Annotated in this window: 35 protein-coding genes and 1 pseudogene; 10 read left to right on the top strand and 26 right to left on the bottom strand. The window is 32.7% G+C overall.

Annotated features, from left to right (window positions below; translation table 11 throughout):
- Positions 1 to 157: 157 nt before the first annotated feature.
- From JM172_RS22660 to JM172_RS22630, 7 genes are all read right to left on the bottom strand, one after another.
- Complete coding sequence (locus JM172_RS22660; protein ID WP_214484632.1) at positions 158 to 703, bottom strand: hypothetical protein; 546 nt, start codon at positions 701 to 703, stop codon at positions 158 to 160.
- Positions 704 to 954: 251 nt separating this feature from the next.
- Entirely contained in the window at positions 955 to 1,413 is a 459-nt protein-coding gene (locus tag JM172_RS22655; protein WP_214484630.1) for a hypothetical protein, read from the bottom strand.
- Positions 1,414 to 1,782: 369 nt separating this feature from the next.
- Positions 1,783 to 2,802: a cytochrome D1 domain-containing protein gene (locus JM172_RS22650; RefSeq protein ID WP_214484628.1), complete on the bottom strand. Its 1,020-nt coding sequence runs from the start codon at positions 2,800 to 2,802 to the stop codon at positions 1,783 to 1,785.
- 115 nt (positions 2,803 to 2,917) lie between these two features.
- Entirely contained in the window at positions 2,918 to 3,199 is a 282-nt protein-coding gene (locus JM172_RS22645) for a hypothetical protein (RefSeq protein WP_214484626.1), read from the bottom strand.
- 23 nt (positions 3,200 to 3,222) lie between these two features.
- Positions 3,223 to 3,939: a metallophosphoesterase gene (locus JM172_RS22640; RefSeq protein ID WP_214484625.1), complete on the bottom strand. Its 717-nt coding sequence runs from the start codon at positions 3,937 to 3,939 to the stop codon at positions 3,223 to 3,225.
- 324 nt (positions 3,940 to 4,263) lie between these two features.
- A complete protein-coding gene (locus JM172_RS22635) occupies positions 4,264 to 4,458 on the bottom strand; it encodes a hypothetical protein (protein ID WP_214484623.1) in 195 nt (64 codons plus the stop codon).
- 3 nt (positions 4,459 to 4,461) lie between these two features.
- Positions 4,462 to 4,623 carry a hypothetical protein gene (locus JM172_RS22630; RefSeq protein ID WP_214484645.1) on the bottom strand — a complete coding sequence of 54 codons (162 nt, stop codon included), beginning with the start codon at positions 4,621 to 4,623 and terminating at the stop codon, positions 4,462 to 4,464.
- Positions 4,624 to 4,755: 132 nt separating this feature from the next.
- On the opposite strand from JM172_RS22630, the gene JM172_RS22625 reads away from it, so the two are divergent.
- Positions 4,756 to 5,277 carry a YncE family protein gene (locus JM172_RS22625; RefSeq protein WP_214484622.1) on the top strand — a complete coding sequence of 174 codons (522 nt, stop codon included), beginning with the start codon at positions 4,756 to 4,758 and terminating at the stop codon, positions 5,275 to 5,277.
- A 384-nt stretch (positions 5,278 to 5,661) separates the two neighbouring features.
- Here JM172_RS22625 and JM172_RS22620 read toward each other — a convergent pair whose 3' ends face one another.
- From JM172_RS22620 to JM172_RS22600, 5 genes are all read right to left on the bottom strand, one after another.
- On the bottom strand, positions 5,662 to 5,970 hold the full coding sequence (locus JM172_RS22620; RefSeq protein ID WP_214484621.1) for a hypothetical protein: 309 nt from the start codon (positions 5,968 to 5,970) through the stop codon (positions 5,662 to 5,664).
- A 1,000-nt stretch (positions 5,971 to 6,970) separates the two neighbouring features.
- Positions 6,971 to 7,222 carry a hypothetical protein gene (locus JM172_RS22615; RefSeq protein WP_214484620.1) on the bottom strand — a complete coding sequence of 84 codons (252 nt, stop codon included), beginning with the start codon at positions 7,220 to 7,222 and terminating at the stop codon, positions 6,971 to 6,973.
- A 47-nt stretch (positions 7,223 to 7,269) separates the two neighbouring features.
- Positions 7,270 to 7,617 (bottom strand): BC1872 family protein, encoded by a 348-nt coding sequence (locus JM172_RS22610; protein ID WP_214484619.1) that lies wholly within the window; start codon positions 7,615 to 7,617, stop codon positions 7,270 to 7,272.
- Between the two features lie 41 nt (positions 7,618 to 7,658).
- Positions 7,659 to 8,201 carry a site-specific integrase gene (locus JM172_RS22605; RefSeq protein ID WP_214484618.1) on the bottom strand — a complete coding sequence of 181 codons (543 nt, stop codon included), beginning with the start codon at positions 8,199 to 8,201 and terminating at the stop codon, positions 7,659 to 7,661.
- Positions 8,202 to 8,325: 124 nt separating this feature from the next.
- Positions 8,326 to 8,511, bottom strand: a complete 186-nt coding sequence (locus tag JM172_RS22600; RefSeq protein WP_214484617.1) for a hypothetical protein — start codon at positions 8,509 to 8,511, stop codon at positions 8,326 to 8,328.
- 213 nt (positions 8,512 to 8,724) lie between these two features.
- Between JM172_RS22600 and JM172_RS22595 the strand changes: the two genes are divergently transcribed.
- Entirely contained in the window at positions 8,725 to 9,345 is a 621-nt protein-coding gene (locus JM172_RS22595) for a hypothetical protein (RefSeq protein WP_214484616.1), read from the top strand.
- Between the two features lie 124 nt (positions 9,346 to 9,469).
- Here JM172_RS22595 and JM172_RS22590 read toward each other — a convergent pair whose 3' ends face one another.
- From JM172_RS22590 to JM172_RS22570, 5 genes are all read right to left on the bottom strand, one after another.
- Positions 9,470 to 9,646, bottom strand: coding sequence for a hypothetical protein (locus tag JM172_RS22590; RefSeq protein ID WP_214484615.1), 177 nt, complete (start codon positions 9,644 to 9,646; stop codon positions 9,470 to 9,472).
- Between the two features lie 132 nt (positions 9,647 to 9,778).
- On the bottom strand, positions 9,779 to 10,081 hold the full coding sequence (locus JM172_RS22585) for a hypothetical protein (protein ID WP_214484614.1): 303 nt from the start codon (positions 10,079 to 10,081) through the stop codon (positions 9,779 to 9,781).
- A 380-nt stretch (positions 10,082 to 10,461) separates the two neighbouring features.
- On the bottom strand, positions 10,462 to 10,620 hold the full coding sequence (locus JM172_RS22580; RefSeq protein ID WP_352224063.1) for a nucleotide modification associated domain-containing protein: 159 nt from the start codon (positions 10,618 to 10,620) through the stop codon (positions 10,462 to 10,464).
- A gap of 24 nt (positions 10,621 to 10,644) precedes the next feature.
- The gene (locus tag JM172_RS22575) at positions 10,645 to 10,923 is read right to left on the bottom strand and encodes a hypothetical protein (RefSeq protein WP_214484612.1); all 279 of its coding nucleotides are present in this window, start codon (positions 10,921 to 10,923) and stop codon (positions 10,645 to 10,647) included.
- Positions 10,924 to 11,214 (bottom strand): transglycosylase SLT domain-containing protein, encoded by a 291-nt coding sequence (locus JM172_RS22570; protein WP_214484611.1) that lies wholly within the window; start codon positions 11,212 to 11,214, stop codon positions 10,924 to 10,926.
- Between JM172_RS22570 and JM172_RS22565 the strand changes: the two genes are divergently transcribed.
- Together JM172_RS22565 and JM172_RS22560 are read left to right on the top strand one after the other, a co-directional pair.
- Positions 11,208 to 11,864 carry a peptidoglycan recognition protein family protein gene (locus JM172_RS22565; protein ID WP_214484610.1) on the top strand — a complete coding sequence of 219 codons (657 nt, stop codon included), beginning with the start codon at positions 11,208 to 11,210 and terminating at the stop codon, positions 11,862 to 11,864. The genes JM172_RS22570 and JM172_RS22565 overlap by 7 nt on opposite strands.
- 15 nt (positions 11,865 to 11,879) lie before the next feature.
- On the top strand, positions 11,880 to 12,206 hold the full coding sequence (locus tag JM172_RS22560; RefSeq protein WP_214484644.1) for a phage holin, LLH family: 327 nt from the start codon (positions 11,880 to 11,882) through the stop codon (positions 12,204 to 12,206).
- 157 nt (positions 12,207 to 12,363) lie between these two features.
- Here the strand turns inward: JM172_RS22560 and JM172_RS22555 are convergent, their stop codons facing one another.
- Positions 12,364 to 13,023 (bottom strand): hypothetical protein, encoded by a 660-nt coding sequence (locus JM172_RS22555; protein ID WP_214484609.1) that lies wholly within the window; start codon positions 13,021 to 13,023, stop codon positions 12,364 to 12,366.
- 407 nt (positions 13,024 to 13,430) lie between these two features.
- On the opposite strand from JM172_RS22555, the gene JM172_RS22550 reads away from it, so the two are divergent.
- On the top strand, positions 13,431 to 14,036 hold the full coding sequence (locus JM172_RS22550; protein WP_214484608.1) for a hypothetical protein: 606 nt from the start codon (positions 13,431 to 13,433) through the stop codon (positions 14,034 to 14,036).
- Positions 14,037 to 14,108: 72 nt separating this feature from the next.
- Here JM172_RS22550 and JM172_RS22545 read toward each other — a convergent pair whose 3' ends face one another.
- Positions 14,109 to 14,330 (bottom strand): hypothetical protein, encoded by a 222-nt coding sequence (locus JM172_RS22545; RefSeq protein ID WP_214484607.1) that lies wholly within the window; start codon positions 14,328 to 14,330, stop codon positions 14,109 to 14,111.
- A gap of 103 nt (positions 14,331 to 14,433) precedes the next feature.
- On the opposite strand from JM172_RS22545, the gene JM172_RS22540 reads away from it, so the two are divergent.
- The gene (locus JM172_RS22540; RefSeq protein WP_214484606.1) at positions 14,434 to 14,763 is read left to right on the top strand and encodes a YolD-like family protein; all 330 of its coding nucleotides are present in this window, start codon (positions 14,434 to 14,436) and stop codon (positions 14,761 to 14,763) included.
- A 402-nt stretch (positions 14,764 to 15,165) separates the two neighbouring features.
- On the opposite strand, the gene JM172_RS22535 is transcribed toward JM172_RS22540, so the two are convergent.
- The 3 genes from JM172_RS22535 to JM172_RS25280 form a co-directional block, all read right to left on the bottom strand.
- Positions 15,166 to 15,456, bottom strand: a complete 291-nt coding sequence (locus JM172_RS22535) for an alpha-helical endospore appendage domain-containing protein (RefSeq protein WP_214484605.1) — start codon at positions 15,454 to 15,456, stop codon at positions 15,166 to 15,168.
- A 403-nt stretch (positions 15,457 to 15,859) separates the two neighbouring features.
- Positions 15,860 to 17,014, bottom strand: a complete 1,155-nt coding sequence (locus JM172_RS22530) for a hypothetical protein (protein ID WP_214484604.1) — start codon at positions 17,012 to 17,014, stop codon at positions 15,860 to 15,862.
- A 168-nt stretch (positions 17,015 to 17,182) separates the two neighbouring features.
- Positions 17,183 to 17,317 (bottom strand): hypothetical protein, encoded by a 135-nt coding sequence (locus JM172_RS25280; protein ID WP_284730498.1) that lies wholly within the window; start codon positions 17,315 to 17,317, stop codon positions 17,183 to 17,185.
- Positions 17,318 to 17,677: 360 nt separating this feature from the next.
- On the opposite strand from JM172_RS25280, the gene JM172_RS22525 reads away from it, so the two are divergent.
- The 3 genes from JM172_RS22525 (at position 17,678) to JM172_RS22515 (ending at position 20,182) form a co-directional block, all read left to right on the top strand.
- The gene (locus tag JM172_RS22525; protein ID WP_214484603.1) at positions 17,678 to 18,139 is read left to right on the top strand and encodes a hypothetical protein; all 462 of its coding nucleotides are present in this window, start codon (positions 17,678 to 17,680) and stop codon (positions 18,137 to 18,139) included.
- A gap of 567 nt (positions 18,140 to 18,706) precedes the next feature.
- Entirely contained in the window at positions 18,707 to 18,907 is a 201-nt protein-coding gene (cspD, locus tag JM172_RS22520; protein ID WP_214482932.1) for a cold-shock protein, read from the top strand.
- A 702-nt stretch (positions 18,908 to 19,609) separates the two neighbouring features.
- Positions 19,610 to 20,182 carry a GNAT family N-acetyltransferase gene (locus JM172_RS22515; RefSeq protein ID WP_214484602.1) on the top strand — a complete coding sequence of 191 codons (573 nt, stop codon included), beginning with the start codon at positions 19,610 to 19,612 and terminating at the stop codon, positions 20,180 to 20,182.
- A 28-nt stretch (positions 20,183 to 20,210) separates the two neighbouring features.
- On the opposite strand, the pseudogene JM172_RS22510 reads toward JM172_RS22515, so the two are convergent.
- Positions 20,211 to 20,345: pseudogene (locus JM172_RS22510) on the bottom strand (IS1595 family transposase); the annotation flags it as partial.
- A 139-nt stretch (positions 20,346 to 20,484) separates the two neighbouring features.
- Here JM172_RS22510 and JM172_RS22505 point away from each other — a divergent pair.
- Positions 20,485 to 20,841: a helix-turn-helix domain-containing protein gene (locus JM172_RS22505; RefSeq protein WP_214484601.1), complete on the top strand. Its 357-nt coding sequence runs from the start codon at positions 20,485 to 20,487 to the stop codon at positions 20,839 to 20,841.
- Between the two features lie 83 nt (positions 20,842 to 20,924).
- Here the strand turns inward: JM172_RS22505 and JM172_RS22500 are convergent, their stop codons facing one another.
- From JM172_RS22500 to JM172_RS22490, 3 genes are all read right to left on the bottom strand, one after another.
- The gene (locus JM172_RS22500; protein WP_214484600.1) at positions 20,925 to 21,986 is read right to left on the bottom strand and encodes a YncE family protein; all 1,062 of its coding nucleotides are present in this window, start codon (positions 21,984 to 21,986) and stop codon (positions 20,925 to 20,927) included.
- An 87-nt stretch (positions 21,987 to 22,073) separates the two neighbouring features.
- A complete protein-coding gene (locus JM172_RS22495; RefSeq protein WP_214484599.1) occupies positions 22,074 to 22,271 on the bottom strand; it encodes a hypothetical protein in 198 nt (65 codons plus the stop codon).
- Between the two features lie 117 nt (positions 22,272 to 22,388).
- Complete coding sequence (locus JM172_RS22490) at positions 22,389 to 22,592, bottom strand: hypothetical protein (RefSeq protein WP_214484598.1); 204 nt, start codon at positions 22,590 to 22,592, stop codon at positions 22,389 to 22,391.
- Positions 22,593 to 23,014 lie beyond the last annotated feature (422 nt).

The following is a 23,014-nucleotide window of genomic DNA, read 5'->3' as shown; positions in this document are numbered from 1 at the left end:
ATTCCTCCTTTTATTTTATTTACAATAAAAGAAACATTTTATTGTGATTTAGATGATAAATTCATGTTAAATACTTACTTTTGTAGTGATTCTGATTTGATGCTTTAATAAAATCACAGCAGTTACATGTGTATTTAAAAACTACTGTGAGTACTTTTTAAGCCACTGGATTCCTTATCTTTGTGATTGTTGAATTAACTGCAATAAAAGGAAACTTAACTCCAGGTATTCCACTGTCAAATGTGCCTTTAAGTAGACATTCACCGATCATATTGATAGTCACAGTATTAAGAGTTGTTCCTAGTAAATTTATACTCTCTGCTGTCTTTATGGATTTTAAACGAATGGTTATTGGGTCTTCACAACAAGCACAAATACCCGAACTTCCTACTGAAACAGATATTGATAGGTTATCGAAATCCTCTTCCATGAATCCCTCAATAGCGCTTACTAAACACAAGGGAACAATCTCTATATTCCCTGCTCCATCATCTACATCGATAATGAAATTTTTTACTGATGTTATAATCCCTGTTGCTCCCCCTGATTGAGTGACTACATTTACATCAAGTTCTTGCTGCATTATTTGTACACAAACATTTTGTAGTGGAATTATACAACAGTCACAAAGCGTATTTTGTGATTCTTTTTTTGTTGTGACTTTATTATTACATCCACAAATAGATGCTTTGTAATTTGCCAACCGTAATCCCCTTTCTAAACCTTTTGCAACATTATATGTATGCTCTTATAAGATGCTTGGGTAGGAATGGGCAATCAGTATAGTTCACAATAAAAACCAGATTTTATCCTAATTCATTATTCCAACAATATACATTCAATATTAAATATTTAATTAATTCTTTAATGTAGAGTTGTTTTTAATATATATTCACTTTAACAGTATGCTCTCTTATGTAACCTAGACATAAACTAAAATGTCTAGGTCTTCTTTTACATCTCTGCTTCTTTTATGCGTGTAACGCAGCATGTTGAAATAGCAACAAAAAGTGTTATTCCATCTTGGACATCCTCTACTATTACGATTCCTTCACCAACTTCTTTAACCGTTACTGGTTCACCTTCGAATAAAAATGTTGGCACCAAAGCACTAATGTTTACTTTCTCACCTATTAAGCATTTAAAACGATCTGTCGCTGGATCTTCAATGCATTTACAAACACCACTGCTCCTTTCTGATGGAATTAATTCTATATCAGGGTAAATAGCATTTACAGTAACAGCTTTTACCTGACTGATCGGAAAGAAGCCTTCCGAGGTATCTACTCCAAATTTATTAACCTTTTCTATCAGAATTGGTTCGAACCCTGTAATAGGATCAAAATTAAACACTTCATTTTGTGTTGCTAATATTGCAAAATTTCCCTCAAGATGCTCTAGAACTCTTTTCATTGGAGTGGCACAACAATCACAAAAATTCTCATTTGTTTTTCTGCAAACTAAAGTTCCTATTAGATCTCACCTCCTCCCTCTATAGTCATATTATGAATATAATGGTAGTAAGGTGTGGACAATCATCCTACACATAATAGAATTGATATAATAATATATATATATTTTATAGTGATTATTGAACTCCCTTTTTCAACCATCTCAATAATATGTTTAATTATATAAAACACCTCATATGTATTTACCTCTTCCTTAATTACACAAAATGATCATCTAATGATAACTATTCTGTTAAATAATATTAATTTAGCAGTTGTTCTAGCTTTGTCATTTACTCCTCCCTCTCTCAAATTAGCTCCTTCTCTTTAATTATTTTGGGCTTATTGCTAAATCTGAAGGAATAGCGCCTACAGTAACAGTTGCAACAACACCATAAGTTTTTGTATCCAATACTGATATTGTAGAAACCGAACTAATAAAGTAAACATATTCACCTTTCCGAGTAATTGCAATTTGTGGTGAGAAATTGCCTAAAACAGTACCTATTGTAGAATGTGTTTTCACATCGACAAAAAAGATATTATCATTGCCAGAGACATACGCTACTTTCCCATCCGGGGAAAAAACAGTCTGACCAGTTTCAATATTTCCTGTGTCTATTGTTGTTATTAAGGAATGTGATTTGGTGTCAATTATGAAAATATCACCACCAAAGTCGGATGTAATGAATGCTAATTTCCCATCAGGTGTGATTGAAATATAATTTATGATGTTCCCAATTAGTACTGTTGCAATGACTAAATGGCTCTTTGTATCAATTACTGACACACTCCCACTTTCTTGAAGGACAACATATGCTAGTTTGCTATCTGGTGTAAATGCCATTCTCAATGGATTTTCTCCTACAGCTACAGTTGCAATAACTGAATGAGTATCGGTGTTAATTACAGAAATTTGTCCAGTGGGGCCAGATACATAAACCAACTTTCCATTTGGTGTAACCGCCATTCCTATTGGAAAATTCACACCTGCAGTTAATGGAACAGTTGCAACGACATTATGTGACTTTGTATCTATTACTGTCACATCCTCACTAATATCATTGGCTACATACGCTAATTTTCCATCAGATGTAATTACAATTCCATCTGGATCCTCCCCTGCAGGAACGGTTGCAACCACTGTATGTGTTTTTGTATCAATAACCGATACATTACGACTACCTTCATTAGCCACATAAGCAAATTTTCCATCAGGAGTGAAAGCAATTACTATATCCATTACATTCTCTAAATCTCCAACCGGAATAGTTGCAATCACATTGTGTGTTTTTGTATCAATTACAGAAATATTATTAGAATCTTCGTTTGCAACATAAACTAATGTCATAACAAACTTACCCCTCTCAAATAGTTGATGTTTCACTATATGCAAGCTTGTTAATAAATGCTAAACTTAGAATTACAATTAATATGAGATTTTATATTCCAATAAAACGTACCTTTTATTGAGACTCTACACTCTTCTTTTTCTTCGCCACTTTCCGGTAATACTCATGTCTTTCACCATTTGCTAAAATCTGCGACTTGATTTTTAACTTACCATCAGGTATCTCAAATTCTTTACCATCGATTAAAACAATTTTTGAATCTTGGTTAGTGCTTGTATTACGAAAGAAGCTTTCTTCATATTTCATTTTTATTTCTCCAATTTCACACCCTATTACCACACTTACATTCAAATAGTTTAATAGTTTAACGAAAATTTTAGCAATAAAGTATCTCAAATATATCTCCCCCCTTTTCTATATCATGTAATTATTTTATTTACATAAACTTGACTGAATTCACCATCTTCAATAATCAAACAATTAAGTTGTCCACCATACGCACATGCCCCATCAATTCCAACCTTCATTTCTCCAAAATATATATCATTCTTATCATGAAGATGTAGACATGGTGTGTGTCCATGAATCACTGATTTAGTTTGTCTATGAGGATTACTTAAAAATGGTTCTCTAATCCAAATGAAATCATGACTACTATTCTTCCAATCTTTTAACATTGGATTTATCCCCGCATGTACAAAAATACAATCTTCAGTTTCATGGTAATAACTTAAGGATTTTAGAAATTCTATATGGTGGCTGAAATGTTTATGTATAAAATTCTTTGCTTGTTCTATCCTATCTTCGTCATAACCTTCATCAAAAAAGTTATAACCCACATAGCTAGTAACTGTATTAAAACCACCATTTCGAAAAAAGTTTAAACTTGCAAAATAATCATTTGAAGTTAGCCAATCTAGAAACATTTGATCATGATTTCCCCGTAAAGAAATAGCTCCATTGTTTTGCAAATCAATAATTTGATTAATAACGTCTTTACTTTTTAGGCGTCTATCTTCGTAATCTCCTAGCAGTATTAATTGATCTGTTTCTAAATTATAATTCGCTTTATCTAAAAGCTTCAAAAATTCATCATAGCAACCATGTATATCGCTAATTGCTAATATTCTTTTCACTGGATCCCTCCTAACCAAAGTGTCACCTTATATTCACATTTCACAAAAGGTATTTATTGTAAAAATAAAGAATACCTTATACACGGAGGTGAATACATGAATGATATAAATTCATTTGAAATTTATTGCCAAGATTGTAACTTCTGGTTTGCTTCACCAATTAAGATTTATAATATCAATTCATTTGATTCTTCTATGATGATAGGTAATACAGTCACTTGTCCAAAATGTCACGATTTAATATACTGCAATACTCGTAACATTCGTAATGATAGCGATATTATTGATATAAAAGTACAATGATCATGATTCTCCTGGTAGTTATTAAACACCATCATATAACCGATGAAACACTTTATTTACTAATTTATCTAACTCATTAACTTTATCAGTGAGTTGATTTACTTTGTCTATTAACTCATTACAAACTCTTGATAACATCGCAACGTCACGCCTTGAATCGTGAAATAATCCACTCCCATCTGACTTTGTTATCTTGGTTTTTATCTTTTTAACCATCTATTAACTCACCCTTTCTTCTAGCTCCTTAATTTCTTTCACCATATTTTGTAATGAAAACAGAACTTCGTTTAAGATTCCAGTGTCTCCTGCGACTTCTCTATTGTTTTCAATATGCCAAAAAAGATTCTCTAACCTCTTTTGAATAAGAATGGTTTCACTCACTATTCACCTGACTCTATCTTGATTCTTAATACAATTGTTCAAAAAAGTTAGCATAAAAAAATCAAATACACATCAATTTCAAAACAAAATCATATATTTACAACACTTATTAAAATTAGGATGTGATTTACTTTGTCAACTGCTGTGATTGATGTTAAAACTCATAGTTTGATTTCCGTTATACCCTCATTAGAAGCTCGATTTACAAATAGAAATAGTTTAGCTATAACTCCCGATGGTAAATTAGTTTATCTCATCGGTGTTGATCCAGGTGGTGTAAATGTTATTGATACTACGACTCATTCAATAATCGCTTCTATCTCTCTAGGAGTTACACCTGCCTTTATAATATTTACTCCTGATGGAAAATTCGCTTATATTACTAATCAGGAGAATGGTAGTGTCTCTGTTATTGATGTCAAAAGCCACTCTCTTATAGCGACTGTTTCTGTCGGTAACGGTCCAGCTACCATTGGTATTACTCCCGAAGGAAAATTTGCTTATGTTTGTAATCCACCTAATACGTCTATTTCTGTCATCGACATTACAACCCATTCTGTCATCGCCACCATACAACTTCCACCTTCATTTTTTCCTAGCGATATCGTCTTTACTCCAACTGGAAAATCAGCTTATATTATAGATGGTGCCTAGAGATCAGAAATCTACAGGCGCTACAATTCTTACCTTGGTTTACTAGAATGGCTTTATTCTTAAGTACAACTTCTCCTGCTTCCATTTCTAGTATATCTACTATTTGACCAACTTCTTCTTTATCATTAAACCTATGAGTCTTATTAATATCCTTTGCATGCTGGTTGGCAAATTAAGCCTGATAAAAAGAACTTAATTTTTCTTGGAAAATCTCCTATAACTTTAGGACGTTTCATTTACGAAGTGTAAACTATAAATTCTTTCATACATTTCACTCTCCAGTTAAAAGTTAGTGAACTGTCCTATCATTGTGTTTATTAACCGATTACTGCTATGTAATAACCACAGTTAGTTTCTCTTTTTTAATAACTGTGGTTTTCTTAACTATAAGGACGGATTTCCTAATGTAGCTATGTCACATAAAAGAATAATCGCCGGGCCATTATTGACTGTTCCAATTAATACTGTTCCCCTTAACTCTTGAATAATAAAATCATTTGTGTTAAAAGCAAATTCACCATTTTTAAGTTCTATTAAAACGGATGAACCCGGAGGAAAAATACTTAATAAATTTGCTTGTAAATCCCTCGTACAACAATCACATGTTGTGACTTCTGTTACAATTTCCTTTACCTCTTCTTTAACTAAAGACTTACAACCACAAGGTGATGTGGATACCTTATAGCTAGCCATTTGAACACCTCCTAACAATTAATACTCCATATTATGCTTGTGAATATATAGTTGTATAGGGATGTGTGTATTTATCACAGTAGGCTGATGTACAATTTCATTTTCTAGGCAAAAACAACAAACTCACAAAGTTAAATTGCATACACTGTATTCTATAAGTTGATACCTTATATCCAGCCATTTGGCACCTCTCGAAAATTTCGGGAGGATACATAATTGCAAATAAGTTCTATAAAATTATTTCATCTGATTAGTACAACCGCACATAACTTATACTTAATTTTTGAATAAAATATTGTGAATTAAGACTCACTGCACTACCCCTCTAACTATCCTAGGTATACCTCCTTTTATATGCCTTGATACATTACTCGTAGGGTAATTTATCATGCTATCCTCTCTCACTCCGCGTCCAACGCTATAAGGAAGAGAGGATTTTTTTAATCAACAAAATGCTTATTAAGTCTTATAAAAATCATTTATTTGTCTTAGCACATTAATACAAGCTTAAGTAAGAATCTTACATAACATAGAAGTACACCATAATTATCACTCTCTTCCTGTATCCTCCTTTTACGAACAGACAGGGAGAATTTTAAGGATTTGTTATGGCGATTCCTCTGTACTCTCCTTCCGCTTCTGAGTATGGAGGAATTTTTTTTATTTTCCATAATGCTTATTTGTTCTATAAAATTATTTATCTGACTAGTACATACGCCCATAACTTATACTTCAGTTCCGAATAAAATATTGTGTACGGTGACTCATTACACTTTCACTCAAACCTCCCTAGGTATACCTTTTCTATATGATCGGATCAGGGAGGTTACATAATAATTACAAATATACGAGACATATATCTTACCTCTTTGGAACATACCTGCATATAGTATCCTACAGGTGTTTTCCTATCAGTCCGACCTCTCTTCTTTTGACCAGTCATCAAGAGATGGGAGGTTACATAGTTTTGGCTAATCGACTCGCTTACTCTTGCGTTTCCTTAACCTCCGAACGTTGTTTCCATTAACTCTTCATATTTCCCCTGCTTATATCCTTGATGGTATGCTTTCTCTTTCTCAATTTTTAACCGTTCAATTTTTCGGCTCTGTTCCTCTGCCTTTTCAGCTAACTCATACAAAAAAATAAAATCATCTAAATTTAAATTAACTTTATCAGTAACTCCTACACCTTGATCTTTTGCTGAGTTAACTGCTACGCCCATAATTTCATCTAATTGTTGTTTGTTTTCCATCGTTTTCCCTCCTCAACATTTAGTAAATAAAATAATTCAAGAGTTTCCTAAATTTCTACTCCTTCAGACTTCAATGCTGCTAGACATATTGCTGCCTGTAATAATTCAGCATTTGCTATATATTCAATTGGTCCGTTTTTGAATGTAATTAACTTAACCTGGTGTAGATTTGAATATGGATTTTTTTGAATTTCGTATCCTTCGTACTTATCAAGAACCATCAATGCGTCATGAAGAAATTTCGTAGGTTTAAAAGTTGTTGTTGAGTATTCTAAACCGTTTAACTTTCCCTTCCATATCATTGGATGGTAATCCAATTCTTTATAGTTGTTCTCTGCCCACTTAAACCCCATAACCTTTTCTGCTACTAATACATCGATCTCATGGCTTTCCACATTTCCTCCTCCAATCTAGTAACCACAATACAAAATAAGTCTTATAAGCTAAAATTATCCACAGCTTCATCCACAAGGTCTTGACTAATCCCGATATACCGCAAGGTAACTGAAGGGTGACTGTGGTTAAATATTTCTTGAAGTAAAGCCACATCCTTATATTTCTTATAAAAGAAGTAACCAAACGTCTTGCGAGTAGAATGACATCCACACTCTGACACCCCAACCTCTTTTGCTGCTTCATTTAGAATTTTCCATGCTTGTGACCTTTTAATATGATTAGAGCCACGTAATGACTTAAATAAATAGTCATCATCTTTCATGTTGGTTGTATATTCATTAATTTGTTTCTGTAGCTCCTTGTTTAATTTAAACCGTTTAGATTTTTTAGTTTTCTGTTCAGTAATAACTAGATGACTATGATTTTTAACATCTTTTACTTTCAAGCTTAGTAAGTCACTGATCCTTAACTCTGTATTAATTCCCATTGTGAAAAGAAAGTAATTTCGCTTGTTTTGTTTTAATAATGCTAGTTTCATTGCTTCGATTTGTTCTGCGTCTCGTATTGGCTGCACTACTTTCAAACTTGTTGTCACCTTCTATTGAGTTATTTTAATTGGTTTCTTTGTAATTTTTGTATGTCAAGATCTGCATAATCTTCACGGATAATTTTCTTTTGGAGTTCTATTTATTCTTTTTCTTCCCTCGTCATAACTCCCTCACCCACTCTGAATTAGATTTATCTTGCAACAACACTCCCCACTTTTTTGAAAATGGATTCTCTACCTTTACTTGCTGTTTCGTTATACCAGGTTCATAGATTGTGATAATAGAGAGTGTTTCTCGATCATTTGAAATACCTTTATGCAAAACTACTTGTCTCGTATTAGTCATGATCAACCTCCTATTGTGAATCCTATAATACCGATTACCACCCCTTTAGATCCCACCCGTACATATCAATTTATTTTCTAATAAAATGTTAGTTTTATTGACTCATACCCTAACTACTTTTTAATATGGTTGCACACTAAGGCTAATCGCCCAATCATGTCAGATATATGTACATATGTTATTTAATGATTAATAAAAAAGGAGTGGTTATTGATGGAACCTTCTAACATTGAACTTAAAAATTTTACTGAGCAAGAAAACGAATTACCTAAAGATGATCAGAGGTATTCACTTACTGTAAATAGTAACGGAGATGTCATCCCTTCGTTAGTTGTCAATCAACAAGATGATTGTGATAATGTGATTTCATTTTGTTGTACGAGTGTAGTACCTGACGGATTTCGTTTACCAAGCATAGAAAACATTTGTATATCGTTTGACTTTAGTGAGTTGGATTGCTGTTTAGAAACATTCGAAACAACTGGTGTAGTAAACAACCCTTGTAATGGCACTTTAGAATGTCCTGTTGATATAGAAGCTGTACGTCTTGTTGGATGTGCTAGAATGCATGCAAACTTTGGTGAACTAAAACCAATAGATGGTATTACCCTCAATATTTCAAATACACCATGCACTATTTGTTGTGATTTAACAAAATGTGTTGACCAAATCATAGACTTTACATGTGGGCAAAAACCACCTTGTCGTGACTGTTTTAAAGTAGATGGTTATGATGTTGTCACCGAACTTACAACTGATCCATGTGGACGACAAATTGTTGTATTAAATGTTGATTTGGTTGTGGAGTTTACTGGGTGCTCAACTGGAGAATAATTAATTTCATACCTATATTCTCCTTTAATTTACAAACTTTCAGCTTATCAAACCTTAGTTGTTAGTAAAATCTTCAACTAAGGTTTTCACTTAACTTTAAATCCACTTAATATATGTGTTTTATCTATTCTGAGACCTTTTTAATTGAACCTATCTCCTCATCAAATTTTATTCTTACATTTCCAGCGTAAACGGCATTCTCATCTTCATCGTCTTTAATGACACCACCTAAAGAGTCTATCCATACCCTACCGGTATACTCCCATCCATTCTGTGATACTTCTAATTCGTATTTTGCCACTTATTTACCCTTCCCCTCTCAATTCCAATAAAATAGTCGTTTTATTGAAATTAAATATCACCTAATTCCAATTCTGGCTCTACTAATTCAAATAACTTATTTATAAAATCAGCTGCATTCTCTATTACCCAATCACATTGATGTATTGTTTTCTTCCGAAGTTACTTTATTTTCTTTCATGAACTGAACTACTGTGGAATGTAGCCTGTCTTTTGTGACATTTATATGTATTCCTTCTAATTCCTCTCCTGCCCAAAGATTATTACCCAATTTATCTATTAATTTATCCTCAAACTCTAGTTCATATGGATAATACCTTTTTGTATCAACACCTTTGATTATTGCTACTTGCCCTATGTATTTATCTGGAGATAATCCATCCTCCTGATCAATTACACAACATATTATAACTTTATCTCCCACTAAAAATTTCAAAAATCATTCCTCCATTTTCTATAAAACTATTATTTTATTTTGACTTGCTCAATCCTTTATCTATCTTTCTAACAACTCTTTCAGTTGCCGGATCATGAGGAACCAGAATTGTTAATGTGTCTCTAGCCCACTTAGCATCGGATTTTGAAATTGTTAGATTCATCTTGTCAGTCCTTTTTCAATTATTATCATTCACACACTCCAACATTACTTTCGCACTCACTATATCTGTTGGATTAGTTGCTTTGTTGAGAAAATCCTCGGTTGATATAGATTTCTTATCCATATTTACCTGATCAATACGTTGCCAATAAACTAAGATCAGATGCATATCACTCTTTATTCGATCACCAAAATGTTTGATTATGTATTCAACATTGCTAATTATTTTGTTGTTCATTCGTTTTATTCAATTCCATTACTGTTAAAATTGCATAATTAGCCAAATCTAGTAGAGTATCCGTCATACTTTCATCCTTTACTTGTGCAGTATGTTTATGTAGCTGCTTCAACCGTTTCATTTTGTCATCTAACCTAATTAAAGATGAAAGAAGCCCGTATTCTTAATACTGATCTGAGAAGCTATTCCTGTAGTCAGAGTTTTTTCGTTTGTACGTATCATGAAGATTGTCTAAAATGATTTTATGTGAGTGGATATTGGCTGATGGACACTGTTGAATATCGTTCCTCTTTTCTATGAATCTCACAGTATTCATTTCTACTACTTTTCTTCCATTATCCTTAAATTGTATATTTACCTGTCGGTGTAAATTATCTATTTCTGTTACTGTTGCATGCTCACTCGTAGGTTTGTGTATTACTTCATCTCCCACCTGAAACATCTAATGCCCTCCCTTTAATATATCTTCTTTATATTTAATTATTTTATATACATAATCATGGTTAGTGCCATTTTCCCTTATGTAATTAATACTTCCAGTCTTCCCTTTTAAATAGCTTAGTAAAGCTGTTTTTGTTGAATCTTCATCTGAATATCCTTGCTCTAACCAGTATTGTTTTAGATGACTTAGATACCATGTTCCCATTTTTATTGAATGATAGGGATTAAACGGATCTACATCGTCTATTCCAACTATGCCAGCAAGCCAATAGACCTGCTTACCCGATGACACCTGAATACCTCACAATTCATAACACAGGAAATCCAAAATCGAATGCTAAAGGTGAGCGAGGCTGGCTAACAAATCCCAGCAACAAACGCACTGCCTCTTATCATATTGCAATCGATGAATTCGATGCAGTAGAATGTCTCCCTTTAAATGAAAGCTCATGGAATGCTGGTGATGGTACATATGGTAAAGGAAATCGAAAATCAATAAGTATCGAAATCTGTGAGTCTGGTAATTATCAAAAGACATTAAGAAATACTATCGAATTATGTACAAAATTGCTCCATGAACGTAATTGGGGCATAGAAAGGATGAAAAGGCACTATGACTGGAGTTCAAAGGTATGCCCTAGGCTAATGTACGACAATGGTAAATGGACTGACTGGTATTGGTTTGTTGGTGAAGTACAAAAAGAGTTAGATAGTTTAAAGCGAAAAGCAAACACAAATATAAAAGGAGATGAGGACAAATTGGAACTAGATGATTATAAAAATGGTGTTTTGGCAGACTCGTTGGAAACTTTAAATGATAAAGGATGGTTGTATCCAAAATGGACTGAAAAAGCTAGGAAGAAAGAGTTAACAGTTTCTGAATTGTTGTGGCTTAACACTGTTGTATTGTCACGGGCATTGAATAAAAAGGAGGAGAAATAATATGGATACGATAAACTGGGTAGAAATAATTCAAGGTGCTTTATATTTGATGGTTTACTAGTTCCATTTGTATTAACATACATAAAAAATAAGAATCACACAGAAAAGTTTAATAGCGTGTTAGAATATGCTGAGATTGCAGTTAAGTTTGCTGAACAGTATTATGATAAATACTCAGGTGAGACTAAATATAAACATGCTGCTAGTTGGTTATCTGAAAGAGCGAGTCAAATTGGTATTAAACTAAGTGAAGAAGAAGTTAGAGGTATTATTGAGGCTACACTTAAAAATATTAAGATGGAATATGAAGATACTTGGAAAGAAGAGAAAGTTGCTGAGTAAGAAAAATCTAAGGGGAAAGATTTATGTGTCTCTCCCCTTATAATGAGTCAATGTCAACATTGTATTAAAAAATGGACTGAACCAAATAGTAGCTAATTTCTTAAAGATTTCAAGTCGTCTTAATATTTTCCAAAGAGTAAGACTGATATATAATTCATTATTGTTCTTTAAATAAATAGTCAAAAATAAATTGTACTGAGTATGATCTTTTGCTATTATCACTGAAAAAATAGTTTATACCATTTATAAAGTAACTCTCAGATCTACTTATTGTCATTCCTTCTTTATCTAAATAGTATAATTGATTAGATATTGCATGAAACCTTTGATTTTCAGTCATCTCTACCCAATCATACCCATTTTTACCAATAATATATGTATCTTCATCTGATGTAACTTTAACAGTTGATTTGATATTGCCATCATCCCTTTTTGGATCATCTTCCACTATTCTTTCCTTCTTTAGTGTATCCAAATAAGCTAAAGAAGATTTCCCACTTTCTAATTCATCTTTAAAAATAGTTTTTCTATATTGTATTAAGACTATTTTTTCATCGTTAATACTATAAGTATCATATGAATTCCCATAATGTCTAACGGTCAATGTATCAAAATCTTCATAATACACTTCATAATAGTTAAATAACCTCATTAAAGTTTCAAGTTGCTCGCTAACCTTTAGTTCCTTAAAATCTTTAACCATTATTAGGCTTAAAGAATTTCCATATTCTCGATAATTGAAAGTGGTATTTTTTATCTCTTCTCGTATACTTATTAATTCTTCTTCGGTAAGAGGTTGAGTGTGTATAATGCTCAAATCAAATTTATATGAAACATACACTCCCACATTATAATTACAGAAATACTTATACCTATTATACTTCTTTTCATTCACAGTCCCCCTTTATATAAATACTACTTTTCTTATCTACTATTTAGAACAATTAGCATATCCAACTCTTTTAATTTTCTGGTATAGCCGATGATAGATGGAAAAATCTCTTCCATTATCAATAATAATCCCCTATATCTTATTAATGTCCCCTGGAGATTAGTTATTGATAGTTCACTTGTGTTGTACAGTGCTAAAATGCATGAAAATATGTCTAGTACTATTCTATTTAATTAAATTTTTTAGATTCTCTAAGAATAGCTCTTTTAGATATAAACTAATGAATATCATCATATTATTTAAAGAAATTAAAAATTTTAAGAGGTGAAAAAATGAAAGAAGTAGAATGGATGAATCAAATAGTTGCAAACTTATTACGAGAAAGAATTAGTCACCTAGAGCCCTTGATCAAAATAGACGTACAAAAAAAGTTACCCTATGTCACTGAAATTAATAAGTACTTTAATCATGCTAATGACAACCAGATTGAATATTACAATCCTGAAAAGTTCACAGCAGACCTTTTAATTTACGAAGAAGACAATGAGCAAAGTTGGAAACCTCGTATCATAATTGAAGGTAAAGTATTTAAAACTACATCACATGATGCAATAACCTACAGTCAAAAAGCTGCTTCACATAAAAACGTCCATCCTTATTTACGATATGGAATATTAATTGGAAACAGAGAACATTATGCTCTACCTGGTAGATTATTTAGACACGGTTCAGAGTTTGATTTCATGTCGTCTTGGGTATCGTACGAACCTAATGAACCTGAAATTAATGCTTTGGTTAAAATAATATTAGATGAAATTAAGGTTTCTCGAAATATCGAAGAAGTATTATACAACAGTCGTTCATCAAATCGAGAAAAATACACCAGTTATCATAGAAAGATGGTTTTCAGTAAATCTTTGGAGTCAGCAGATAATTAGTTAAAGCCTCATAATACTCCCTATTCATTTATTGTGAATAAGGAGTATGCCTCTCTCATAAAAAATATACTTTTAGGCGTGTTTTTTCCACCGATCTGCCTTCATAGTTGCTGATAGTATATTCTCCAATCTAAATGTTCTTTTTCTATCTCTATAAAAGCAATAAGCCGTTACAGTATTATTCTTTATATCCATTACTCTAATGGCTCTTTGTGTAATAATCCCCTTTTGATCTATATAAATAATTTCTAATATAACTTTTGTAAATTGAGCTCTTTTTAATATGCTTCTCATTATAAGCATCTCCTTTAATTACATTATAAGCGAACACACATTCTAATTCAATGTATTAATCGAACGTATTTTCGCATATGATATAGGTAAAGGAGTGATACATTTGAAGGACAGAGGAATAATGAAATGGATGCCAGCATTTATACAACCTGAACATATGAAGATGATGAAAGAAGCAAAGGCTGACTATTATAAGGTGCAAAAGCGTGTATTAGATGAGCATGAAATAGAAGAAATTAACAATACAATCCTGGAGTCTATGGAGTTTACACAAGAAGTGACTGTAACGTATTTTGAAGATGGAGCTTTTAAACTATGCATGGGACATATTCATTATGTAGATCAGCTCAACAAACATATTAGAGTAATGGATAAATTTGAGGAAGTTCACAGAATTAAATTTGAGGATATTTTTAATGTACAAATAATATAACAGCCCCACATGCATTGCAGGGCTGTTTTTTCGTGGTCGTCATTCGTGATGTATTTTATATTATGCAAGAGTTGCTTTTTGTATTCGTTATTTTAAAGACAGCTAACGTTTATAGCACTAAGATATATTATTTCTATTAATGTTATCTACTTTTTCGATTCCTTTTACACTTGTCTCTTGTAAGACAGTCATGTTCTTTAACTATTTTTAAGACTAGAATGAGGTCATATTCCTGTAAAAAGTGGGATGTAGTTATCATCTGAGTTGATTGAATCGAAATAGACCAAAGTATGAAAATGCCCCCCACTCACCTACCTTGATTCATTCTAATATAGATTTAAGTGGGAGGTGTTAATTAACAAATAACCCCAACCATCTATTAGAGAATTATAGTTTAGTTATCTATCTTCGTTCAAGTAACTCTTTTATATCGTCTAATTTAAAGTCTATTAGGATTTCTTTTTGAAGAACACGTTTGAGTGTTTCTGCGACATTATTATTAACATCCATTAAATCACGAAGAGTCACTAACCTATCAGATTCGAATGCTGCAACTGCTGCTTGAATTTTTTCACCTTCAGCGTTCATAATATGTGCTAAAGCTAGTTCTTCAAAACCAACTGTAACTAATAAAAACAAAAGAACATTTTCCTCACTATAATCTGGAAGTTCTGGTGCAACTGGCATTCCCATTTGTTTATGTCACCTCTTTTCATTGTATTGAATTACATTAAAATTATATGTAATAGAAAAGGAACTGCTTGTTTAAATGACTATTAACAGGTGTAAGTAAGGAAAATGTATTATCCAACTAGGATTGTCGATTGTTTGTTTTCTATTTGAATCGACTACTTTATGGTAACAAAAATAAATTCTCTGCTTTTTAAAAGAGGAACTACTGAGAAGTTAAAAATAGTAATACCTGTTACAATTAATATATGAAATATTATAAAAAGAGTATGGTGATATTTCATATACGATTAAAAAGTTCCAATTCTTCTTTTCTGAAGAACTGGAACTAATCGTCTCAATAATCATTGTGTTTACAAGATTAACTACCACTATACCCTATGTACCAGTCGCCTCTTAGACGACTTTATGTGCAACAAGGATCATCTGGACTAACGATTGTAGTTTGAAAAGAAATGTTAAATTCGAAATCACCAGCAAAAGGTCCACTTATATTAAAGCTATTTATGAATGCTGATGCGTTTTCGGTAACCTCACTAGTCCCGGAACATTCTATATTTAAAGTTACTACATCTCCTATTAACGCATTTTCCTTAACAACACCTTCGAATATTAAAGCAGGACACAAATTTATAGATGTACTTGGTTGGACATTCCCATCTCCTTCAACTACATAATCCAAAAACTCTATATTGAACTCTTGACCATCTGGAGTAATAGCTCCAACTACTGTTCCAGGAGGATTGTCAATAAAATCTGTTAGACATACATCTTCGTTAGCACCAGCTAATTGCCCATCTAAATTTTGTACTTGGACAATTCCTAATGCGCCTGGCAAAGCCTCAACAGTCACTTTCATATAAATCTCATAAGTAAATTCTTGACCCGGACATAATACAGGCGGACTTACTATAACCCATGGTGCAACTTCACCAAAAATCTCAAACTTTACATGTCTACATGTACAACCCTCAGGTAAAACCTTTGCAGTAGCAGTACATTTTTGAACCTTTCCTTCCAATAGTTGAAGGAATATAGAACAGTTGCCACACTCTGCCACAACTTGTTCATTAGGACATCCATCATTTTTACATGGAATGCATACGATATCCCCTATAGAAATATCTGTACAATTTGTTATCGTTCCAGTCGTATTACACACCTCGACTACTTCGTATAAGGTTTGTGAAAATACATTCGTTTCACCACATGCAGCTGCTTTTTTCCCATTGTGACTTGTTGTGGCTGTAATAAAAGCAGATGTATTTTCCCCTTCGTCAACAATTGCAGTAGTTTCATAAACACCTTTCCAGTCAGTAATTGCTGGATTAGGATCGAAGGTAACTATTGAAGGATCACTCTCAAAATACACCTCAACACCTTTTACTCTCTTCCCACACTTTTTTCTTACAGAACCATTAATATTTCCTCCACATATTATTTCATTTGGTACATCAATTGAGATACTCAATTCATTGCAAGGATTTTGACAACATTTTGGTTGAGCCTTGCACTTTGACAATATTCTTTTAGGTTGGTCACCTGATTTATTTAAGCCCATTAAAACTCACTCCTTATCTGCCCATATACAATATTGTTTGTACATTTTATGTACATGAAATTTGATAAGTGAGATTAAATCATCAAATGGGTTGTAAACATAATTGCTATTTAGTTTAGTAATAAAAGTGGAACCTATAAATCAAGTTCCACCTCAAAGTTAATTAATCTATTCCGGATGGCATTTCTCAACTACATGAGTACAATCAGGTGTAAATATTCCGTCATTATTCACCGCAGCTGAAACTCCATTAGCAGAAAATAAAAGACCGAGCGTTGCTACAAGCACGACAACCTTACGCATTTATTTCCCTCCTTCATACATTATTATTGTTTTCACATATTCATTATAAGAATATTCAGAGTAATAAATAAGTGGCTTAAGTCATTTCTGATGGTGACTTAAGTATTAAATTATTATGTAAACACACTGATATAAAAGGTTTTATATGTATACAAATTAATTGATTCAAAAAAAGGACTATTTTTCAGTCCTTAGTAACCTCTTTATCACCTTTGTTCACTACTTCCATTTACAATTGACAGTATTTCTTTCATGTTTTATGGACTACTGTCAGTTACAAAAGTACATAAACGAGCATTTACTAATTAGATAGAAGTGGTTTTATCGCTTCATAATAGCACTGAAAGGAATGAAAAAATTATGTCTGATTGTAGATGTAAGGGGAAAGGAAACAACGAAATATCTTGTAATTGTCAATTTGGTACTGTCACATTGTCAGATGGTAACAATACAACGCCATTTGTACCTTTAACATTAACAACGGATACAATAAATGTTACAGAAAGGGATTGGGTAGTTAAGGTTGATACGATGGCAGACATACAAAAAACTGGTGGTACCACCATAACCGCTGTTAATTATGTAGTTGAACGAATAACAGGTGGAACTACTACAACATTATGTAACTACAATGTGGTGGATGAAAGGATTTCTGATTTCACATTAACCCCAAACAATACAGTGTGTGATCACCCACCACTGGGCTGCCATATGTATAGGCTGTCCATACTCGATAATGGTACAAATCTTTCCCTAACACTCGAAAATACTTGTCGGTGCATTAATGTCACTACCTTTCAAAAGAGCGAGCTGAGTAAATAAGGAATATGTAGCAACTAATTAATAACACACAAAATCCCTACTATTTAACAAGGGATTTTGCTATGTCATGATTGTCAATGTAAAGTACCTTATATACTTCGTTGTCCTCACTCATTTGGTGAGGGTAATTTATAATATTTTAGTAACCACAATGTCCATTAAGTTTATTAGTAAAATGAACCTTAACTTTAATGTTGAAATACACTATAAAATGGATATTTTATTATAAATTAAATATTCATGACTTTGGGTTTGTTTCCTGTGAAATTCGTTACAAATGCAATAAGGGAAGTTCTCAGCTCTTAATCACCTCAATCATTATTTTTTCTACTAAACTCCTTTTTTAACACACATTCGCCCACAAGAATAAACATTGACACTTATTTTCTTCTAAATAATCAATATACCTTTTCTAATATCGTTGATTATGATACAATATTTCCTGTTATTGTTGTTCCTAATATTATTAATTGATGAAATATATAAATGTTTTTGTCTTATATTTATATTTGGAGTAAGAATGGTAATACTTAGTGGAGATAAGATATCCACACAGGAGGAAATAAAATGGCTCAAGGTAAAGTTAAATGGTTTAATGCAGACAAAGGTTTTGGATTTATCGAAGTTGAAGGTGGAGAGGATGTATTCGTTCACTTCTCAGCTATTCAAGGCGATGGCTTCAAATCACTTGAAGAAGGTCAAGAAGTTTCATTCGATATTGAAGATGGAAACCGTGGCCCTCAAGCAGCAAACGTTCAAAAGTTTTAATTTAACATTACACCGTTCATGAAAATGGACGGTTTTTTTTATATTAAAATAAACAAAAAAAGACTGCTTCAACAGTCATCTAATATTTTCATCTACAGTAAACATTAATTCACCACTATTTATTATTAATTTTGAATCTATTCACACACTTATCGATAACTTGTTAACAATATCCACAAAACAAAAACACCCTCCAACAGGATGCTTGCATATGTATTATTTATAAGAATTTTTATTAACCATATCTATTAAATAATGGATGAGAGCAATTAGATATGATAGCAATAGTATAATTATTATGCTAAATGTGACATTAATTTCTCCAAGTATGGATACAAAAATAAGAAAAAAAACAAAACTACTAAAAATTGATGCAAAGAATATCGCGAAGTACCTTGACATATATGCGCTCCTTTCTAAGAACGGTATGTATATTACTACTGAAAACAAATTTAATTATTAATGCCGCCTTCAGGATCTTATTAATAGCTCCTTCCATCTTATTTAATCACACTTTTAAAAAATTATTTAGTTATCTGCGTCTTTGAATATAAAATTGTCATTTTATTAAGCTCTTTTCTGAAAGAGTGTTGCTTTTAAAAAATAAAAGGATTGATTTACTTTTTATGGTATTATATTAACAACTTGTTCATCTTAGTAGAATAAAGTCAATAAACAAGATTAAAAATCGGGGGACTTCTTATGAGAAAATTGGAAACAGAAAGATTATTACTTAGACCATTGACCACAGATGATTCAGGGAGAATTGAAGAAATGGCTGGAGATTTTGAAGTAGCCAAATCCACCTTAAATATTCCTCATCCATATCCTGAAGGTTCCGCAGTACAATTTATTGAAAGTATTCTTAATGCAGAAAAAAATAATAAAATCGTAATGTTTGGAATTACTGAGAAAGAAGCAAATCGTCTAATTGGTCTTATAAATATAAATCTTTCAGAATCATTTAGTCGGGGAGAATTAGCTTATTGGGTTGGGAAAGAGTACTGGGGCAAAGGATACGGAACAGAAGCCAGCAAAGCGTTATTAGAATATGGATTTAACCATCTACACCTAAACAAAATTTTTGCAGCATCATTTACTTCTAATCCTGGTTCTTGGAGGATTATGGAGAAAATAGGGTTGAAATACGAAGGAACATTAAAACAGCACGTAGCTCGTTTTGGTCAATTTTATGATTTAGCTTACTATGGATTGTTAAAAGAAGAGTTCAACACAGAATGTCAATTAGATAATATAAAAGAGAGCGTTAAATAAATTTAGAATCACAGCCGTTTATGTTTTTTTAATCCTTGCTTAGAAAGTTGAGTGTAAAGTTATTTGAATTTTGACAGGAAAATAAGAGCATCTGATTCATCTGTTCTTATTCAGCCATCTTCTTACTTTGATGAAGAAAGCTAAACCAATAGAGGTAGTTTTCCGTGGTCAAAATAGCAACAATCTATGCGAAAAGAACATTTTATTATGATTTACTAAAACAAAACCCGAAATTTATTTTTTAACGCTTCATTGGAAAATTATAATATAATAGACATATATTATTTTTGGGGTGAAAATCTATGAAAGAAAACTTAATTGCAAGATCATTATTTACCTTAGCAATTTGTATTGTAATAGGTAGTTGGTTTATTTCAAATGGGTTAAAGGAAGGCAATCGAATAATTGCAGAACAATTGTCTGATGGAATTGAAGCCACTAAATCATACACAATGGATACGACACAAGGTCAATTGTTAACTGCCACACAATTATCCGAATATTTGGGTATAAGCGATGAACAAGTAACTCAGCTATTCCCAGATTCAAATGGTAAAAGCGAAATACCTTATTTAAAAATTAAGGGTGAGCTCTTCTTCCCTAAAGCAGCCATTGATAAATGGTTACAAGAAATTAAAGCAACCTCTATTAATAGATGAGCCTAATAAAATGTGGGCTTTTATTTTTTCATAAAATACTTCTTTTATTGTAATTAAGAAAGCCAGTAAATAAACTGACTTTCTTAAGGTATGAAAGCTATCGCTACAGGGTTAGATTCAACAGGAACAGTTGCGACAACAGAATGTGTTTTTACGTCGATTACTGAGACTGTGCCATCGTCTTCATTTCCAACATATGCTAATTTTCCGTCGGATGTAAATTCGACGAACCTAAAATTCACACTACTTCCTACTTGAACAGTAGCAATAATTAAATGTGTTTTTGTATCAATGACCGTTACTGTATCTCCATCCAAAGAAGCTACATACGCTAATTTACCATCTGGTGTGATAGCAACTTGCCTCGGCCTATCTCCTACATTTCCTATTGGAATTGTTGCAATGACAGAGTGAGTCTTAGTGTCGATTACCGATACTGAACCAAGAGCATTAACCTCAGTTCGATTAACAACATATACAATTTTTCCATCTGGGGTAAACTCCGCAAATAGTGGCCTCGACTCGACAGACACGATGGCAACAACAGTGTGGGTTTTCGTATCAATAACCGATACAGTACCAATAACATTAAACTCAGGGATATAAACAGTTTTTCCATTAGGAGAGATGGCGATATTTTCAGACGCACTGCCCCCTATCAACGGAACAGTGGCAATAACGGAGTTTGTCTTAGTGTCAATAACCGACACGTTGCTGTTGCCTCTATTCGATACATAGGCTAGTTTTCCATCCGGTGTAATTTCAACCCCAGTCGGCTCAATTCCCACTGGAATGGTAGCAATAACCGAGTGCGTTTTCGTATCAATAACTGATACGTTATTACTTTGGGTAGAACTATTTGTGACATACGCTAATTTACCATCCGGTGTTATGGCGACTGATCTTGATGTAGCCCCTACAGCCACAGTAGCGACTACGCTGTGAGTCTTTATGTCTATTACCGATACAGTAGTAGGGTCGCCAATGCCTCTATTCACGACATAAGTCAATTTTCCATCCGGAGTAATTGCTATGTCAATCGGACGATTACCGACAACGACATTTGCAATTACAGAATGTGTTTTAGTATCAATAACAGAAACAGTACCATTTTCATTACTATTTAATACGTAAGCTAGTACCATAAGTACCAACCCCCTTTTACTTCATTTATAACAGTGTATGCTACAGAATACTCCTAAATGAATTCATGATAAAAGCCTTGTTTTACCTTACATCTGTAAACATATTTCCTTAAGATTAATGTTTATCCTATTACCCTTGCTATCCTCCACCCACTCACCAGAGTATGTACAATTCCTCATTACCTTTATTAATCTGTCCAGTGATTCAAACGTTGCTGCATGAGGGATACCTCTATATCGTTCAGGTGTATTCCAATCTGTTGGAACCCAGCATAATTTATACATTAAACAGCCTCCTTATAAAAACTTTTTTATATCGAACAGTCTCCTCCTAAATTGCCTTAAAACACTACTTTTATTACAACTATCCAGCAATAAAATACAGTCTCTGTTATATAGAAATTACCTTCTAAATTCTTTTATTAACTCCTGTAATTCATAATCAATTAAACTATCGACCTGTGTTACATTAGATATTTTAGAATACTCCAAAACTGCATTTTTATAGTCTTCTATTACTCTAACCTTAAAATCCTGATATATCTGTTCTCGCTCTGTTATGCGTTCATCTAAATTACTATTTAATTCAAATCTACTACTTCCCATTTGTGACCAATTGCTTCTGTGTCGGTTAATATTGATCCACCCCTAGCAATATAAATGACTCGCTGTTATACAAGCTTTTACGCTCATTAGTTTTGGTTGATTGAGTTAGTTGATGAGATTAATTTTCTACGTGTCTAACTACTATTATTGCGTTTTATAGCAGAATTAAAAATTAGCAAAAAGTGCATTTGTATATTTTCTTAGGTTATCGGGATTGTTAAAATTAAGTATGACTTGTTGTTTCTTACCACATCGAGGACAAGTTTCAATATATTCTTCTTCTGTTTCCTCTTCATTTGTTCCTAAAAACTCATAAGATGCTGTAATATCGGGACATTCACCTGGATTGGCTACACTTAGTTAGACAGAAATTTTAAGGTCAAGTAGAATGAACTTACTATATGATTGATGAGGAGAATCTA

Source organism: Bacillus sp. SM2101, assembly GCF_018588585.1.
Lineage (GTDB): Bacteria > Bacillota > Bacilli > Bacillales > SM2101 > Nanhaiella > Nanhaiella sioensis.
Note: the sequence above shows the minus strand (reverse complement) of the source record. Positions and strands in the feature narration are given on the sequence as shown.

What these genes read in the sequence shown, in the direction of transcription:
- JM172_RS22655 (WP_214484630.1), bottom strand. Translation starts at nt 1,413, where the DNA reads ATGAAAAGAGTTCTAGAGCATCTTGAGGGAAATTTTGCAATATTAGCA.
- JM172_RS22650 (WP_214484628.1), bottom strand. Translation starts at nt 2,802, where the DNA reads ATGACATTAGTTTATGTTGCAAACGAAGATTCTAATAATATTTCTGTA.
- JM172_RS22635 (WP_214484623.1), bottom strand. Translation starts at nt 4,458, where the DNA reads ATGGTTAAAAAGATAAAAACCAAGATAACAAAGTCAGATGGGAGTGGA.
- JM172_RS22620 (WP_214484621.1), bottom strand. Translation starts at nt 5,970, where the DNA reads ATGGCTAGCTATAAGGTATCCACATCACCTTGTGGTTGTAAGTCTTTA.
- JM172_RS22615 (WP_214484620.1), bottom strand. Translation starts at nt 7,222, where the DNA reads ATGGAAAACAAACAACAATTAGATGAAATTATGGGCGTAGCAGTTAAC.
- JM172_RS22600 (WP_214484617.1), bottom strand. Translation starts at nt 8,511, where the DNA reads ATGACTAATACGAGACAAGTAGTTTTGCATAAAGGTATTTCAAATGAT.
- JM172_RS22595 (WP_214484616.1), top strand. Translation starts at nt 8,725, where the DNA reads ATGGAACCTTCTAACATTGAACTTAAAAATTTTACTGAGCAAGAAAAC.
- JM172_RS22575 (WP_214484612.1), bottom strand. Translation starts at nt 10,923, where the DNA reads ATGTTTCAGGTGGGAGATGAAGTAATACACAAACCTACGAGTGAGCAT.
- JM172_RS22565 (WP_214484610.1), top strand. Translation starts at nt 11,208, where the DNA reads ATGACACCTGAATACCTCACAATTCATAACACAGGAAATCCAAAATCG.
- JM172_RS22550 (WP_214484608.1), top strand. Translation starts at nt 13,431, where the DNA reads ATGAAAGAAGTAGAATGGATGAATCAAATAGTTGCAAACTTATTACGA.
- JM172_RS22545 (WP_214484607.1), bottom strand. Translation starts at nt 14,330, where the DNA reads ATGAGAAGCATATTAAAAAGAGCTCAATTTACAAAAGTTATATTAGAA.
- JM172_RS22535 (WP_214484605.1), bottom strand. Translation starts at nt 15,456, where the DNA reads ATGGGAATGCCAGTTGCACCAGAACTTCCAGATTATAGTGAGGAAAAT.
- JM172_RS22530 (WP_214484604.1), bottom strand. Translation starts at nt 17,014, where the DNA reads ATGGGCTTAAATAAATCAGGTGACCAACCTAAAAGAATATTGTCAAAG.
- JM172_RS25280 (WP_284730498.1), bottom strand. Translation starts at nt 17,317, where the DNA reads ATGCGTAAGGTTGTCGTGCTTGTAGCAACGCTCGGTCTTTTATTTTCT.
- JM172_RS22525 (WP_214484603.1), top strand. Translation starts at nt 17,678, where the DNA reads ATGTCTGATTGTAGATGTAAGGGGAAAGGAAACAACGAAATATCTTGT.
- cspD (WP_214482932.1), top strand. Translation starts at nt 18,707, where the DNA reads ATGGCTCAAGGTAAAGTTAAATGGTTTAATGCAGACAAAGGTTTTGGA.
- JM172_RS22515 (WP_214484602.1), top strand. Translation starts at nt 19,610, where the DNA reads ATGAGAAAATTGGAAACAGAAAGATTATTACTTAGACCATTGACCACA.
- JM172_RS22505 (WP_214484601.1), top strand. Translation starts at nt 20,485, where the DNA reads ATGAAAGAAAACTTAATTGCAAGATCATTATTTACCTTAGCAATTTGT.
- JM172_RS22500 (WP_214484600.1), bottom strand. Translation starts at nt 21,986, where the DNA reads ATGGTACTAGCTTACGTATTAAATAGTAATGAAAATGGTACTGTTTCT.
- JM172_RS22495 (WP_214484599.1), bottom strand. Translation starts at nt 22,271, where the DNA reads ATGTATAAATTATGCTGGGTTCCAACAGATTGGAATACACCTGAACGA.
- JM172_RS22490 (WP_214484598.1), bottom strand. Translation starts at nt 22,592, where the DNA reads ATGGGAAGTAGTAGATTTGAATTAAATAGTAATTTAGATGAACGCATA.